Origin of the sequence: Pseudomonas persica (assembly GCF_900291015.1) — a bacterium.
Taxonomy (GTDB): Bacteria; Pseudomonadota; Gammaproteobacteria; order Pseudomonadales; family Pseudomonadaceae; genus Aquipseudomonas.
In genome coordinates, this window is record NZ_OLKL01000031.1 from 1 (window position 1) to 14383 (window position 14383).

Genomic DNA, 14383 nt, shown 5'->3' on the forward strand with positions numbered 1-14383 from the left:
CCCGCCGGGCTCGAAGCCAGGCCGGTCGAGACCGCTGCCGCCCCGGCCACGCCTTCTGAACCGCCTCAACCGCCGCGTGCCCCATGAGCGAAAATCCGGAACACGACCAGCCGATGCCGCTGGTTTCGCACCTGACCGAACTGCGCACCCGCCTGTTGCGCTGCGTTGCCGTCATATTCCTGATCTTTGCCGGGCTGTTCTCCTTCGCCCAACAGATCTACACCCTGGTCTCCGCACCGCTACGTGAGCACTTGCCGGCCAACGCCACGATGATCGCCACCGATGTGGCATCACCGTTCCTCACGCCGTTCAAGCTGACCATGATCGTCTCGCTGTTCCTGGCGATCCCGTTCATCCTCCAGCAGATCTGGGGTTTCATCGCCCCCGGGCTGTACCGCCATGAAAAGCGCATCGCCATTCCACTGCTGGTGTCGAGCATATTCCTGTTCTACGCCGGCATGGCCTTTGCCTACTTCCTGGTGTTCCCGCTGATCTTCGGCTTCTTCGCCAGCGCTACACCGGAGGGGGTGTCGATGATGACCGACATCGCCAGCTACCTCGACTTCGTGATGACGCTGTTCTTCGCCTTTGGCGTAGCCTTCGAAATCCCGGTGGCGGTGGTGCTGCTGNGCTACCTCGACTTCGTGATGACGCTGTTCTTCGCCTTTGGCGTAGCCTTCGAAATCCCGGTGGCGGTGGTGCTGCTGGTATGGATCGGCGTGGTCGACGTGAAGTACCTGAAGAAGATTCGCCCCTACGTGATCATCGGCTGCTTCGTGGTCGGCATGGTCCTTACCCCCCCGGACATCTTCTCCCAGACCCTGCTGGCCGTACCCATGTGGCTGCTGTTCGAGATCGGCGTGCTTTGCGGTAGCCTGATTCGCAAGTCGGCACCAAACCATGACAACCAACCGCCAGCGACCCAACCGTGAATCTGTTGCTCCTTGAAGAGGCCTACTTCATCTCGACAGAGCGCGGTCTGGCCACGACGATTTGCATAAGATCCATCTTGTCGTGGTGGAGAGTGCTCCACGGTTGGCCGCGTTGATGGAAAGGCCTCGCTGTTGCACACAGAACAGCGCAAGGCGGAACTGGCAATCGGTTTTGACTGGCGACCGCCCGCCGCGCTGCTGACCGGTAACCGCCCCACCTGGCCCAAAGGGTTAGAGGCACGATCGGACACGACGACTCATAGCCCTTAAAGGACGACATTCAGGCATCAACGTGACACTTTCACAGTCCCAGCTTGGCTTTCCAGTTGTGATGGTGCTGAGTGGAAAACCGTGTTAGTCGAGTGGCTGGCGAAGCGCGATCCGACTGGCAAATTTCTCGATGTTGATATCGTCCTCCAGCAACCGATTCATAAGCAGCTGGAGCCAGATAATGCTGGGCGCCACGATTTTCAGCATGTAGTCGTAAGCGGAAGTCCCGGGATCGATGGCTGCTGATAGTCTCTTCGGAAAACACAATTGAAGGGCCATGATCGGCCGATCTGACGCCGCCACGCTCGCCTCTACAGACGGGGGTAACAAGTGGTTTGGCGAATGCGTTTTCTGGGCAGCACGACCGATTTTGTCCTGTTCGGCAAAATAAAACGCTCCTGCCTTAAAGAAGGGCATTGGCGGATTGTCTATTGCCTATGCAGAGAAGTAGACCTTGGCCATGTCGCACTGATCCCAGTTGCCACTAGTCAGCACCATGCCGCCCCTCGCCCGGCCGGACCCTGAAGACGCCCGCCAGCAGAGCTGCCGATACCTATCGCGGCCGCGGCCTCGGTGATCAGTTTCACGTCCTTGGTCAGGCTGGATGATCTCCTCCTGCACCACCAGAACGATCTCGTCGGTATAACACTCGATGATTGGATATGCGTACTGTTCAGCTAGGCTGATGCGCAAGCCATCAGCGATGGCATTCTTCAAGGGCCACCTGGTGCGCCGCTTGTTCAACTGGTTGTGATAATCCTTGGATGTCAACGCCAGCTCAACGCAGATGACCCGCACTGATGGCCGGGTATCCTTGATGGCGCTGGCGATGCCAGAAATCAGGCCACCACCGCCCATCAATTAACATCCGCCCGGTCGTCCAGAATTTTATAACAGATCGTTCACTGGCCAACCATCACCAGCGCATCCTCGAAGGCATGAACAACCGCATAGAGGCTTCCTCGGCAATTTCGTACACCCTGTGGCCTTGATATTCAGAAGCAGTACGACGACAGCGAGTGACAGAGAAGACACTATTGCTATCCGCTGATAAAACTCAGATCGCGCCTACTTCCATCTTCGAGCCATCGTTCAAACGCGACAGGCAGAAGGGCTTGGGGTCGACACACGGCGTATCGTTGGCTACCAGATCAGCCGCCAAATGGCCGATCCCCGGCCCTAGACCAAACCCATGTCCGGAACAGCCCGCCGCCAGGAAGAAGCCTGACACCCCATCCACTGCGGAGATCACCGGCACTGCATCGGGGGTGAAATCCACGTAGCCTCCCCAGGTCTCGGCGACTTCGATGTTCGCCAGAGCTGGGAAGCGCTCTCTGACCCGCCTCAGGATCTCGGCAACCGCCTCAGGCCTGGCCTCGGGATCGAGTACACGGTTGCGCTCAAACGCGGTGGGTTTATCCGAGCCTTTGATAATCAGGCAGCAATCGTTGACGCCATCACGACACTGTTCCCGAATGTTCCAGGGTTGAGCAAACGAACCCTTGATCGGAAATTTGCGGAAGCCTGACGCCGTTTCGCCCAAGCCGGGCAGGCATGAGCCGCGATTGCCAGGCAATCCGAGCGATTGCCTGGCAATGACTTTCAGCGATTCCAGCTGTTGACTGAATGTCACATCCCACCACGCGCCATTCGGTGCTAAGGAGTGACACCATGCAACCGGCAGCCCCTACCTCCGCTTCCGCCGACCGCCACATCATGCGGCGGGATGAAGTTGAACAGAAAACCGGCTTCAAACGTTCCCACATCTACAACCTGATGAAAGCCGGCCTGTTTCCCCAGTGCCGGCACATCGGCACGCGGGCTGTAGGCTGGGATTCGCTCGAAATCGAGCAGTGGGTGCAAGACCGTCTCTCCACCGGGGAGTGAGATCATGAAAGTCTTCTCATTGATCTCGACCAAAGGCGGTGCTGGCAAGACCACGGTCGCCGCCAATCTCAGTGGCCTCTTAGCCGATGCAGGGCTCCGGGTATTGATGTTGGACCTGGACAGTCAGCCTACCCTATCCAGTTACTACGCCTTGAGTGCACCGTGTGAGGTTGGCTGCTACGAGCTGATCACCACCACCGCCGTACCGCTCATCGAACCGGCGCACATCATCGCCCTCCCCAAGGGGCAGATGTTCTCGTTCCAAGAGGGCGGGCAACTGTGGAAGGTGCGCATGCCGCTACCGAAGCCTGCTAGCGACGATGCGATGCCTGCGGATCTGCAGAACCTGGCTGTGCGCATGCGCGAATCCTACAACGCCAACGCGGGAAGTTGGTGGAGTAGCGCGGGAGGTGTACCCACAGCCGATTTCGATCCCGATGTGCCTCCACCAGGGCGCAGGCACGCGCCGTAAGCGAGCGATTACTGCGGAGTCCCCCCTATGCCGACCAGTCCAGCCAGTCCACCTCCTGCGCAAAGACGTCCGGGGCTGATCTTCGGCACTCTTGAGCTGACTCTGCGGCTGCTCGGTTTGCTGTTCGCTTCGCTGATCTTCTCAATCGTCCTCGAGTTCGTGGGCATGCTGTGGTTCTGGCCCGACCAGGGCTGGCATCACAGCCATGCCATGTGGCTCAGTGAGCTGGGATGGCTCAGCGATCACTTCAAAAATTCGTTACTCGTGGAGAAACCCGCGCAAGCCACCGCTAAAGTCCTTCAGCACCTGAGCGAATGGGTCGTGGTCCGCTCTGGCTGGGCGCAATCAGACACCCAGCTGAAGCTTCTAAGTCATGAAATGTCGGTGCAGGGTCAGTTTGCTCAAGCGTACGTTGTGATGCAGGATTATCTGTTGGCCGGCTTATTCAGCGTTTTCACCTTCGTCGTGCGTCTCACCGTCCTCACCCTAGCCATACCACTATTCCTGCTTGCCGTAATCACCGGCGCTGTCGATGGTTTGATGCGCCGTGACCTTCGCAAATTCAGCGCTGATCGCGAGAGCAGCTTTGTCTATCATCGAGCGAAGAGAACTGTAGGGCCGTTAATGATCAGCCCATGGGTAATCTACCTCTCCTTGCCATGGTCCCTTAATCCCATTTGGGTGTTACTTCCATGCGCTGCACTTCTTGGCTGGATGGTGGCCATCACAGCGGCAACTTTCAAAAAATACCTTTGACTGGCAGCTATTGGCAGAGCGAACAGCGCCAAAGGCTACTTATAAGCCACTGAGCTGACCGTCAAAATACTAGGCGGCCAGCTGAAGAGAATGGTATTTTGTCGAACGTGAATGTAATGTTATTACGTTTTAATCGGAGTATAGCTTTGAAACATTGCTCACCACTGCTGGCCGGCATCTCCCTGGGGCTGCTCGGACAACCCCTCAGCGCTGCTGAACCGCTGACCCTCGACGAGATCTCGGTCACCGACACTTATGCCGAAGAACGCGCCGACGGCCCGGTCCCCGGTTACCGCGCCACCCGCTCGGCCACCGCCACCCGCACGGATACCGACATTCGCGATACCCCGCAGAGCATCGACGTGGTGCCCGCCCAGGTGCTCAACGACCTCAACAGCACGCGCATCGACCGAGCGCTGGACTTCGCCGGCGGCGTGTCGCGGCAGAACAACTTCGGCGGCCTGACCTTCCTCAACTACAGCGTGCGCGGCTTTACCACCGGCGAGCTGTACAAGAACGGCTTCGCGGTCAACCGCGGCAGCTACAGCGCCCCGGACGCCTCCAGCATCGAGCGCATCGAAGTGCTCAAGGGCCCGGCCGCCAGCCTGTACGGGCGCGGCGACCCCGGCGGGCTGGTGAACATCGTCAGCAAGCGCCCGCAGGCCGAACGCTTCAGCCACCTGAGCCTGAGCGCCGGCAGCTGGGACCGCTACCGAAGCAGCCTGGACACCAACGCGCCGCTGGACGCTGCCGGTGACCTGCTCGGCCGGCTAAACCTTGCGGTGGAAGACAACGGCAGCTTTCGCGACCACGTCGACAGCCAACGGCGCATCGTCAGCCCGTCTCTGAGCTGGCAGCTGTCGCCGGATACTCGGCTACTGCTGGACAGCGAGTTCTCGTGCACGGACACGGTGTTCGACCGCGGCATCCCGGCGGTCAAGGGCGAGCTGGGCTCGGTACAGCGCTCGACCTTCCTGGGCGAGCCCAACGACGGGCGCATCCGCAACGCCAACCAGACCCTCGACCTCGCCCTGGAACATTACCTGAACGACACCTGGAAACTGCGCCTGGCCAACCACTACACCCAAGGCACGCTCAAGGGCAACAGCTCCGAACCCCAGGCTCTGGTCGGCAACCGCATCAGCCGCTTCTACCGCGAGCGCGATTTCGAGTGGAACGACAACATCACCCAGGCCGAACTGCACGGCAGCTTCGACTGGGCCGGCTGGCAGCACCAGGTGCTGGCAAGCCTCGAATACGAGAACTACCGCAACAGCCAGAAGTACCCCCAAAGCGCCACCCTGGCCGGTTACGGCCTGGACATCTACAACCCAGTGTACGGCCAGCCCAAACCGGCCCTGACCCGGGCCAACGACTTCTTCGAGCACACCGAGAGTCAGGCCCTCAACCTGCAGGACCAGATCGCCTTCAGCGAGCGCCTGCGCGGCCTGGTTGGCGTGCGCCTGGAACGGGTCGAGCAGACCGCACTGAACCGCACCAGCGGGGTGAGCAACACCCAGGCCAAGGACGTGGCCACACCGCGCATCGGCCTGCTGTACCAGCTGACACCGCAGGTCGGCGTGTTCGCCAACGCCTCCACCTCATTCAAGCCCAACAGCCTCGGTACTCAGGGCCAGGTGTACAAGCCCGAAAAAGGCCTGGGCTACGAGACCGGCCTGAAGCTCGACCTGTTCGAAAGCCGCCTAGGCGCCACTGTGGCGCTGTTCCATATCGACAAGGACAACGTCATCACCACCGACGCCCTCGGCGACAGCGTGGCCGCCGGCAAGGCGCGCAGCCAGGGGCTGGACCTGCAGTTCAGCGGCCAACTCAGCGACGCCGTGCGGGTGATCGGCGCCTACGCCTACATCGACGCCGAAGTGACCAAAGGCGATACCGCCGTGCCCAAAGGCAGCGACCTGCTCGGCATCCCGCAACACGCCGGCAGCCTGCTGGGGGTGTACGAGTTTCAGCATGGCGCCCTGCGCGGCTCAGATATCGGCGCGGCGTTCAGCTACGTGGGCGAACGCTCGGGCCAGGCCGGCAGCCGCTTCACCCTGCCGGCCTACAGCACCGTCGACTTGCTGGCCCACTACAAGGCCAGCGAACAGCTGACCCTGGGGCTGAACCTGAACAACCTGTTCGACCGCAAGTACTACGAGCGCGCCTACAACAGCGTCTGGGTGATGCCTGGCGAGCCGCGCAACTTCAGCCTCAGCCTGACCCTCAACCTCTGAAGAAAGGAAGCAGCATGCAACTGTCATTGAAGATCGCCGCCGCCCTGGCCCTGCTCGCCAGCGCCCAGGCCAACGCACACGGGCTGTGGACCGAACAACGGCGGGGCAACGTGGAAGTGGTGTACGGCCACGGCGCCGAAGACAACGCCTTCAAGGCCGAGAAGATCAAGCGCGCCTGGGCCTTCGACCGCGCCGGCAAGATGATCCCGGTAAGCGTGCAGCGCCTGGCCGACCATGCCCGCCTGCAACCGCTGCAGCCCGCCGCCGTACTGGCGGTGGTGCTGGACAACGGCCCTTGGTCGCAGACCCCGGACAAGCAGTGGGTCAATCAGGACCGCACCCAGGTGCGCGACGCCATCGCCTCGACCCACAGCTTCAAGTACAGCCTGGCGATCGAGCAGCCCGGGGCGCGCTTGCCGAAGCTCGACATGCTTCGCCTGGCCATCGTGCCGCAGAGCGACCCACTGACGGTCGGGCCTGGCAAACCGCTGCAGGTGCTGGTGCTGGTGGATGGCAAGCCGGCTGCCGGCATCGAGCTGTACGCCGATTACCGCAGCGCGCCGGATGTGGTCAGCGCGACTACCGACCAGGCTGGCCGTGCAAGCATCGTCGTGCGCAACCAGGGCCTGAACGTGATCGCCGCCCAGGCCAAGGTCGCCCTGCCCAAAGGTTCGCCGGTGGACCAGCAAAGCCTGTTCAGTTCGCTGACGTTCCTGGGCCAGCCGCACCATGAGTAATGGCATGCGGCGCTCCTAGTCGCGTGCATTGGCCGAGTGCCGGAATCACCTGCACTTGGCCATGCCCGACGCCGCGCTCTACCATCAACTGCCGCCACAGCTCGACCACCGCGCGGCTCAGGTTATGGTGGGCATCCAGGTCTGGTTGAGGCGCCAGGGCAGCTCGCAGTGATGTGGTCGTATAGGTAGTTGACCATCGCCACGAAGGACCCATCGTTCGGCAACGGCTGCGCGCCGCCCAGGTCGCTGCGCAGCATTCCGGTGCAGAACCTACCGCCGCTGAAGGCCAACGTGTTGTGCGAGCTGACTCTGGAGAAAGCTCGCGTACTGGCTACCGACAGGACCATTTGAATTTCATTTGCCGGGCAGTAAAGGTGATATGCCCACGCTCTCACTCGGCAGGCTACCCGGCGCGCCCTGTTCTGCTGCCAACGCTCGCGATACAGGTGTACACTGAAGGCCACTCCGTACCACATCAGTATTTTTCAGAAATCGCCATTCTCGGTCGCTCATCCATTCGAGGGTATCAAGGGTATTTTTGCGGGTATATTTCTGTTTTTAAGAGCCAGAAATACCGTCCTAGAGACAAATCCAGATGTTCTTTGGCGCCCCTGACAGTTTTTGAACCACCCGGACTGCAATATTCCAACAAGGTCTGACGTTGAAGTTTGCTCAACCCGACCTTTGGGTCAACATTGCCTGAGCCCTGGCGGTAAAGCGGTAGCTCTTGTCCGCGTGATGTTCAATGACGCCCTTTTCACACAATCGCTTGAGCACTTCGCGCACACTGACGAATGAACAACCGGCCACAGTCGATTGCACCTGGGTATGCGTACCCTGTGCGCCAATGAAGCGTCCCTCGCGGGTGGCGACAAGCAAGGCATCAATCACTTTTAGGCGGATCAGACTGAAGCGCAGCCCGTAAACCGACAACAACTCGCGGATAGGCTGGTTGGACTTTCGATCGGCTTCGAAAATGCTCCGACTTGTCACTGCAGGCAGCTGAATGGGCATCACGGTGGCGCGCGATACTGAGGGAGTTTGCATGTGAACGGTCCTTTTCATTCGTATTTCGGCTTGAATTGGTGATGTTGTTTTTAACGTTTCTTACCAATTTTTCCGTTGGAGTCGCTTGACCCCAACGCCTACGACCCATATCTCGATGCACGCAAGCTGTGGCCTGAGGGCACTGCTGGCCTGAGCCGACTGATGGTCCCTGTCACCGCGCCTCTTTGTCTGGTTCTGTTCCAGCGCAAATACCCACGCGTCGAAACCCTCTACTCGCTACGGACATGACGGAGACAAAAAACACCGGCACGAACAACACGCCGAGCACTGTCGCCGCCAGCATCCCGCCGATCACCCCGGTGCCAATCGCCCGCTGGCTGGCAGCGCCGGCTCCGGTGGCCAGCGCGAGGGGCACGACACCCAGAATGAATGCCAGTGACGTCATGACAATCGGTCGAAAACGCAGACGCGCAGCCTGGGCTGCCGCTTGGGCCAAGCCCATGCCCTGGGCGTGCAGCGCCCTGGCGAACTCGACGATCAGAATCGCGTTCTTCGCGGCCAGACCGATAATGGTGATCAGCCCCACTTTGAAGTACACGTCATTCGGCAGCCCCATGATCGTTACCGCCGCCACCGAACCGAGGATGCCGATGGGTACTATCAGCAACACGGCGAAGGGAATCGCCCAGCTCTCGTACAGCGCCACCAGCACCAGCAACACCATGGTCAGCGACAGCCCCACCAGCATTGGCACCTGATCACTGGCTTTTTGCTCCTGCAACGACAGGCCGGACCACTCCAGGCTGAATCCGGCCGGCAACTGGCGGGCGATTTGCTGCAACTCGTTCATGGCTTGCCCGCTGCTGTAGCCCGCTGCGGCTTCGCCGGAAAAGCGCAGCGACGCCGAGCCGTTGTAACGGCCAATCTGCAACGGCCCGACCTGCCATTCGAATCGACAGAAGGCTTCCAGTGGCACCAGGCGGTTCTGCCGATTGGGTACTTGCAGGCGCAGTAGCGCTTCCGGGGTCTGGCGGCTGCGATCATCAGCCTGGACGATCACCCGTTGCATCCGCCCTTGGTTGGCGAACTCATTGATCTGTTCCGAGCCCAATGCCGTAGACAGCGCCGCGCTGATCACATCGAAGCTCACGCCCAGGGCTTCGGCCTTTTCCCGGTCGATACTGACCTTGATCTGCGGCGCATCCGCCAGACCATCCTCACTCAAGTGACCGATCACCCTGGAAGCCTTGGCCGCCTCGAGCAACTGGCTGCGTGCCTTCAACAGCGCTTCGTGCCCCTGCCCTGCCAGGTCCTGCAAGCGCAGCTCGAAACCGCTGGCGGTGCCCAGGCCGTCCACCGGTGGCGGTACCACGCTGTAGAAGGTACCGTCGGCCACATCCTCAAAGGCATCGTTCGCCCACCGTGCCACCGCCTTGCTCGAATCCTCGCTACCGCGCTGCGACCAGTCCTTGAGGGTGACGTAGGACATAGCCGCGTTGGCACCTTCCCCGGAAAAACTGAAGCCCATTATCGCCAGCACATGCTCGGTGGTCGGCTGCGCCAAGGTATACCGCTCCCACGACTGCACCGTGATGTCGGTGCGCGACGCCGAAGCCGCAGGCGGCAACTGAATATCGGTGACAATGTACCCCTGGTCCTCGGACGGCAGGAACGACGTTGGCAGCCGCGCATAGGCGAAGGCCAGCACCAGCAGCAACAACAGGTACAACCCCATGCTGCGGGCACTGCGTCGCACCCAGCTGGCTCCCAGCCGTTCATAGCGCAGGGCCAGGGCGTCGAAAACTCGGTTGAAGCCGTGCATCCAGCCAATGCCACCGCCCGGATGCGCCCGGTCGGCAGGCTTGATCAGCCTTGCGCACAGGGCGGGTGTCAAGGTCAGTGCAAGGAACCCGGAGAACAGAATCGACACCGACAGCGCCATGGCGAACTGCTGATAGATGATACCCACCGAACCGCCCATGAACGCCAGGGGCAGGAACACCGCCGACAGCACCAGCGTTATGCCGACAATCGCTCCGCTGATCTGCTTCATCGCCTTGCGGGTCGCAGCTTTGGGTGACAGCTGTTCCTGGCGGATCAGGCGCTCGACGTTTTCCACCACCACAATGGCATCGTCCACCAGAATGCCGATCGCCAGCACCATGCCGAACAGGGTCATCATGTTGATCGAGAAGCCCAGCGGCGCCATCACTGCGAGCGTCCCCAGCAGGCAGACCGGCACTACCACTGCCGGAATGAGCGTGTAGCGCAGATTCTGCAGGAACAGCAGCATCACCAGAAACACGAGGACCATGGCTTCGATCAGTGTGTAGATCACTTGCCGGATCGCCACGTCGACAAAGTACGAGGTGTCATAGGGCACGCTCAGGGTCATGTTCGCCGGCAAGGTGCTCGACAGTTGCTCGAGGCGCAGCTTGATGGCCTTGGCCGTTTCCAGCGCGTTGGCCTCAGGTGCCAGCTGTACCGACATGGCCGCCGCCGGTTTGCCGTTCAGGCGCGCGTCGAAACGATAGTCCTGTCGGCCCAGCTCGACGCGCGCCACATCATGAATGCGCACGCTGGAGCCGTCGTCTTTGGCCCGCAGCACAATGTTGCCGAACGCCTCAACCGATTCGAGCTGCCCCTGCACCATCACCGTCGCTGTGATGTGCTGCTCGGCGGGCCCTGGCCGTTCACCCATGCTACCGGCGGGTACCTGCGTATTCTGCGCGGCAATGGCCTTGCTGACATCGGCCATCGACAGGTTGTAGCCCACCAGGCGCGTCGGATCGACCCAGATGCGCATTGCCCTTTCGGAGGTGTACATCTGCACACGCCCGACTCCGTTCACTCGGCGTATTTCATTGTTGACCGCCCGGGCGGCATAGTCCGCCAGGCCGATGGAGTCTTGCTGGTCGTCGGTGTAGGACAAGGCATACACCAACAGGAAATTGGAGCGCGCCTGCTCCACTTTCAGGCCTTGCTCAATCACTGCCTGAGGCAGACGGCCGATTACCCGCTGCAGCCGGTTCTGCACGTCGACCTGTGCCATGTCGGCATCCGTGCCCGGCTTGAAGGTGATGGTGATGTCGGCACCGCCGTTGGCGCTGTTGGACTCGTGATAGATCAAGCCCTTCAGGCCGTTGAGCTCTTCCTCGAGCAGGCTGGTAACGTTCTGGCTGACGATCTGTGCCGACGCCCCGGGGTAGTTGGCGCTGACCGTGATTTGCGTTGGTGCCACGTCCGGATACTGATTGACCGGCAGTATCCCCAGGGTCAACAACCCCGCAAGAGAAATAAACAGCGCGATGACGTAGGCGAAGTTCGGACGGTTGATGAAAAAGTCGGGCATCAGGAGGCTTCCGTCAGTTGAGGGCCTGTTGCTCGGCCAGCGAATTGACCTTGACCTGCGCGCCGGCGCGGACCTTGTCGACGCGCTCGATCACCACCTGCTCGCCCGCCGACAGCCCTTGGGTGATCTGCCAGTCGGAACCGAGCATCGCACCGGTGCCCACCACCCGCTCGCGCACCACGCCACCTTCGTCCACCAGCATCAACCGCGCCTGGCCGTCAGCACCGCGCTGCACCGCCTTTTGCGGCACGAACAAGGCTTGCGGATCGACCCCGGCCGGCGCGACCACTCGCACGTACATGCCCGGCAGCAGCACATGATCAGGGTTGCGGAACTCGCCGCGCAGCGTCACCTGCCCGGTGCCGCGATCCACGGAAACATCGGAGAACATCAAGGTGCCACGGCGAACCTGCGCCGGGCTGCCCACCTGTAGCGTCACCTCGGCGGAGCCGCTGGCGTTTTCGCCGGCTGCAAGGCGCCCGCTGGACAACGCCTGCTGCAAGGCCACCACCTGTTCAGCAGATTGGGTGAAGTCGGCGTAGATCGGATCCAGTTGCTGAATCCGCGCCATTTGCGTCGCTTCGTCCTGGCCCACCAGAGCGCCTTCACTGACCAGAGCCCTGCCGATGCGGCCACTGATCGGCGCCCGCACCTCGCAGTAGTCGAGATTAAGCCGAGCAGTGGTCAGGTCAGCCTGGGCGGTCAGGCGATTGGCCTTGGCGCTCTTCAAGTCTGACATCGCGTCATCGAAGGCCTGCTGGCTGACCGCGTCGATTTCCACCAACTGCTTCAAGCGCCGGACCTGGGCGTTGGCGCGATAGACATCTGCCTCGATCTTGGCCAGTGCGCCTTCGGCACGCAGCACGGCGGCCTTGAACGGCGCCGAATCGATGCTGAAAAGCAACTGGCCAGCCTTGACGTCGCTACCCTCCTGGAAGTGTCGCGTCAGCACCACACCGGCCACCCGCGCGCGCACCTCGGCGATGCGCACCGGCTCGATACGGCCTGGCAAATCCGTGGTCATGGCGAAAGCGCGCGGCTGCACCGTCAACGTCTTCACCTGCGGCACCGCTGCAGCATGTACGGCAGGCGCCTTTGGCTCACCGCAAGCGCTCAATCCAAGCACCGCCAGCAACAGCCAGGCGGGCGCCATGGAGGGGATAAACGTGTTCATTGCCGCTCCCTGTCCAATGAAAAAAAACCTGCCGGTTGCAGTCGGCAGGTTCCTGTGTCGCCCGGAGTCACCGTAGCGGACGATCGTTGATCGCAGCCGCTGCACGGAACAGGATTTGCGCAACGAAGTCGATTTCCTGATCGGTGATGATCAGCGGTGGCAGGAAGCGTACGGTTGCGCCGTGGCGACCGCCCAGCTCAACGATCAGGCCATGTTGCAGGCACGCCTGCTGGAAGGCTTTGGCCCGGGCAGTATCCACCGGAGGATGGCCCTGGGTATCGCGGTCACCCTGCGGGTCAACGATTTCCATGCCAAGCATCAGGCCACGGCCACGCACATCGCCGATCCAGCTGAATTCGCCTTGCAGTGCCAACAGCTGTTGGCGCAGATGTGCGCCAGCGCTTTGTGCATGAGCCACCAGGCCCTGATCGCGGATGAAACGCAAGGTCGCGGTGCCGGCCGCCATCGCCAACTGATTACCGCGGAAAGTACCGGCGTGGGCGCCCGGTTGCCACACATCGAAGGCATCGTTGTAGACCACCACCGACAATGGCAGGCCGCCACCTATGGCCTTGGACAAGGTGATCACGTCCGGGGTGATGCCCGAATGCTCGAAGCCGAACATCCGCCCGCTGCGGGCGATACCGCACTGGATTTCATCGACGATCATCGGAATGCCGTGGGCCTGGGTCAGGCGCCGCAGTTCCTGCATCCAGCGATCAGGGGCGACGATTACCCCACCTTCGCCCTGGATGGGTTCCAGAATCATTGCGGCCGGCGCGGTCACACCGCTTTCCGGGTCGTTGAGCAGGTGTTCCAGATAGCGCACGCTCAGGGTCACGCCCTGCTCGCCCGCCACGCCGAACGGGCAACGGTAGTCATGGGGGAACGGCAGGCGTTGCACGCCGGCCATCAACCCGCCCAGGGCATTTTTCGGCGACAGGTTGCCGCTGATCGAAAGCGTGCCCAAGGTCATGCCATGGTAGGCCCCTTCAAAGGCCAGAACCGAATGCCTGCCAGTGGCGGTGCGGGTCAGCTTCAATGCCGCTTCGACCGCATCGGCGCCACTGGGGCCACAAAACTGGATGCGCGCGCTTCGCGCAAAGTCGGCTGGTAGGCAGCCGAAGATTTCCTGTACGAATGCGTCCTTGACCGGCGTCATGAGGTCCAGGGTATGCATCGGCAAACCCGAGGCCATTACCTGGGTGATGGCTTCCACTATCACCGGGTGGTTGTGCCCCAGTGCCAGGGTACCGGCACCGGCCAGGCAATCGACGAATACCTGGCCGCGACTGTCCTGCACATAGATGCCATGGGCCCGCTCCAGCACCAGCGGAATGCGCCGAGGGTAACTGCGAGCATTGGACTCTTGCTGTTGCTGGCGCTCCAGCAGCGGCGTCGGATCAAGGCAGTACGGGTTCGACAGACCAGTGTGCGCCAGACGTAGCTGTAGCGCACCACCCGATGTGGCATTCGAAAAAGCACTCATGATTTCCTCCAGAGAGGCTGGGTTTGGAAAGGACCAAGGTGGCCTTGAAACGGACGTTTCAGGTTGCAC

13 protein-coding genes and 3 pseudogenes are annotated in these 14383 nt (G+C 61.4%); 9 read left to right on the forward strand and 7 right to left on the reverse strand.

What is annotated here, in order from left to right:
• Positions 1 to 87 (forward strand): annotated as a pseudogene (locus FQ664_RS15085) (Sec-independent protein translocase protein TatB); the annotation flags it as partial.
• Positions 84 to 932 (forward strand): twin-arginine translocase subunit TatC, encoded by an 849-nt coding sequence (tatC, locus tag FQ664_RS15090; RefSeq protein WP_144172952.1) that lies wholly within the window; start codon positions 84 to 86, stop codon positions 930 to 932. The pseudogene FQ664_RS15085 and the gene tatC, both read left to right, overlap by 4 nt.
• Before the next feature lie 354 nt (positions 933 to 1286).
• Here tatC and FQ664_RS27505 read toward each other — a convergent pair whose 3' ends face one another.
• The 3 genes from FQ664_RS27505 to FQ664_RS15105 form a co-directional block, all read right to left on the reverse strand.
• Positions 1287 to 1619, reverse strand: coding sequence for a hypothetical protein (locus FQ664_RS27505; protein ID WP_218570406.1), 333 nt, complete (start codon positions 1617 to 1619; stop codon positions 1287 to 1289).
• 18 nt (positions 1620 to 1637) lie between these two features.
• Positions 1638 to 2060: a pyridoxal-phosphate dependent enzyme gene (locus tag FQ664_RS15100; protein ID WP_218570407.1), complete on the reverse strand. Its 423-nt coding sequence runs from the start codon at positions 2058 to 2060 to the stop codon at positions 1638 to 1640.
• A gap of 199 nt (positions 2061 to 2259) precedes the next feature.
• Entirely contained in the window at positions 2260 to 2835 is a 576-nt protein-coding gene (locus FQ664_RS15105; RefSeq protein WP_218570408.1) for an NAD(P)/FAD-dependent oxidoreductase, read from the reverse strand.
• 38 nt (positions 2836 to 2873) lie between these two features.
• Between FQ664_RS15105 and FQ664_RS15110 the strand changes: the two genes are divergently transcribed.
• The 7 genes and pseudogenes from FQ664_RS15110 (at position 2874) to FQ664_RS27275 (ending at position 7642) form a co-directional block, all read left to right on the forward strand.
• Positions 2874 to 3089, forward strand: a complete 216-nt coding sequence (locus FQ664_RS15110) for an AlpA family transcriptional regulator (RefSeq protein WP_144172956.1) — start codon at positions 2874 to 2876, stop codon at positions 3087 to 3089.
• Positions 3090 to 3093: 4 nt separating this feature from the next.
• Positions 3094 to 3183 (forward strand): annotated as a pseudogene (locus FQ664_RS28100) (ParA family protein); the annotation flags it as partial.
• Between the two features lie 93 nt (positions 3184 to 3276).
• A pseudogene (locus tag FQ664_RS28105) lies at positions 3277 to 3561 on the forward strand (type IV conjugative transfer system coupling protein TraD); the annotation flags it as partial.
• Positions 3562 to 3588: 27 nt separating this feature from the next.
• Positions 3589 to 4317, forward strand: coding sequence for a TIGR03747 family integrating conjugative element membrane protein (locus FQ664_RS15120; RefSeq protein WP_144172960.1), 729 nt, complete (start codon positions 3589 to 3591; stop codon positions 4315 to 4317).
• A 146-nt stretch (positions 4318 to 4463) separates the two neighbouring features.
• Entirely contained in the window at positions 4464 to 6554 is a 2091-nt protein-coding gene (locus tag FQ664_RS15125) for a TonB-dependent siderophore receptor (protein ID WP_256675974.1), read from the forward strand.
• Positions 6555 to 6568: 14 nt separating this feature from the next.
• Complete coding sequence (locus FQ664_RS15130; RefSeq protein ID WP_144172964.1) at positions 6569 to 7291, forward strand: DUF4198 domain-containing protein; 723 nt, start codon at positions 6569 to 6571, stop codon at positions 7289 to 7291.
• A gap of 189 nt (positions 7292 to 7480) precedes the next feature.
• Positions 7481 to 7642, forward strand: a complete 162-nt coding sequence (locus FQ664_RS27275) for a hypothetical protein (protein ID WP_178090998.1) — start codon at positions 7481 to 7483, stop codon at positions 7640 to 7642.
• 321 nt (positions 7643 to 7963) lie between these two features.
• Here FQ664_RS27275 and FQ664_RS15135 read toward each other — a convergent pair whose 3' ends face one another.
• From FQ664_RS15135 to FQ664_RS15150, 4 genes are all read right to left on the reverse strand, one after another.
• Entirely contained in the window at positions 7964 to 8338 is a 375-nt protein-coding gene (locus FQ664_RS15135) for a fe2+ zn2+ uptake regulation protein (protein WP_474707144.1), read from the reverse strand.
• Between the two features lie 172 nt (positions 8339 to 8510).
• A complete protein-coding gene (locus FQ664_RS15140) occupies positions 8511 to 11651 on the reverse strand; it encodes a multidrug efflux RND transporter permease subunit (RefSeq protein ID WP_144172965.1) in 3141 nt (1046 codons plus the stop codon).
• Between the two features lie 13 nt (positions 11652 to 11664).
• Positions 11665 to 12825 (reverse strand): efflux RND transporter periplasmic adaptor subunit, encoded by a 1161-nt coding sequence (locus FQ664_RS15145; RefSeq protein WP_144172967.1) that lies wholly within the window; start codon positions 12823 to 12825, stop codon positions 11665 to 11667.
• A 67-nt stretch (positions 12826 to 12892) separates the two neighbouring features.
• Positions 12893 to 14314, reverse strand: a complete 1422-nt coding sequence (locus FQ664_RS15150) for a diaminobutyrate--2-oxoglutarate transaminase (RefSeq protein ID WP_144172969.1) — start codon at positions 14312 to 14314, stop codon at positions 12893 to 12895.
• Positions 14315 to 14383 lie beyond the last annotated feature (69 nt).

Bases quoted from the DNA above. Each gene is read 5' to 3' on its own strand.
- FQ664_RS27505 (WP_218570406.1), bottom strand. From the start codon at position 1,619: ATGCCCTTCTTTAAGGCAGGAGCGTTTTATTTTGCCGAACAGGACAAA.
- FQ664_RS15100 (WP_218570407.1), bottom strand. From the start codon at position 2,060: ATGGGCGGTGGTGGCCTGATTTCTGGCATCGCCAGCGCCATCAAGGAT.
- FQ664_RS15110 (WP_144172956.1), top strand. From the start codon at position 2,874: ATGCAACCGGCAGCCCCTACCTCCGCTTCCGCCGACCGCCACATCATG.
- FQ664_RS15120 (WP_144172960.1), top strand. From the start codon at position 3,589: ATGCCGACCAGTCCAGCCAGTCCACCTCCTGCGCAAAGACGTCCGGGG.
- FQ664_RS15130 (WP_144172964.1), top strand. From the start codon at position 6,569: ATGCAACTGTCATTGAAGATCGCCGCCGCCCTGGCCCTGCTCGCCAGC.
- FQ664_RS15135 (WP_474707144.1), bottom strand. From the start codon at position 8,338: ATGCAAACTCCCTCAGTATCGCGCGCCACCGTGATGCCCATTCAGCTG.
- FQ664_RS15140 (WP_144172965.1), bottom strand. From the start codon at position 11,651: ATGCCCGACTTTTTCATCAACCGTCCGAACTTCGCCTACGTCATCGCG.
- FQ664_RS15145 (WP_144172967.1), bottom strand. From the start codon at position 12,825: ATGAACACGTTTATCCCCTCCATGGCGCCCGCCTGGCTGTTGCTGGCG.
- FQ664_RS15150 (WP_144172969.1), bottom strand. From the start codon at position 14,314: ATGAGTGCTTTTTCGAATGCCACATCGGGTGGTGCGCTACAGCTACGT.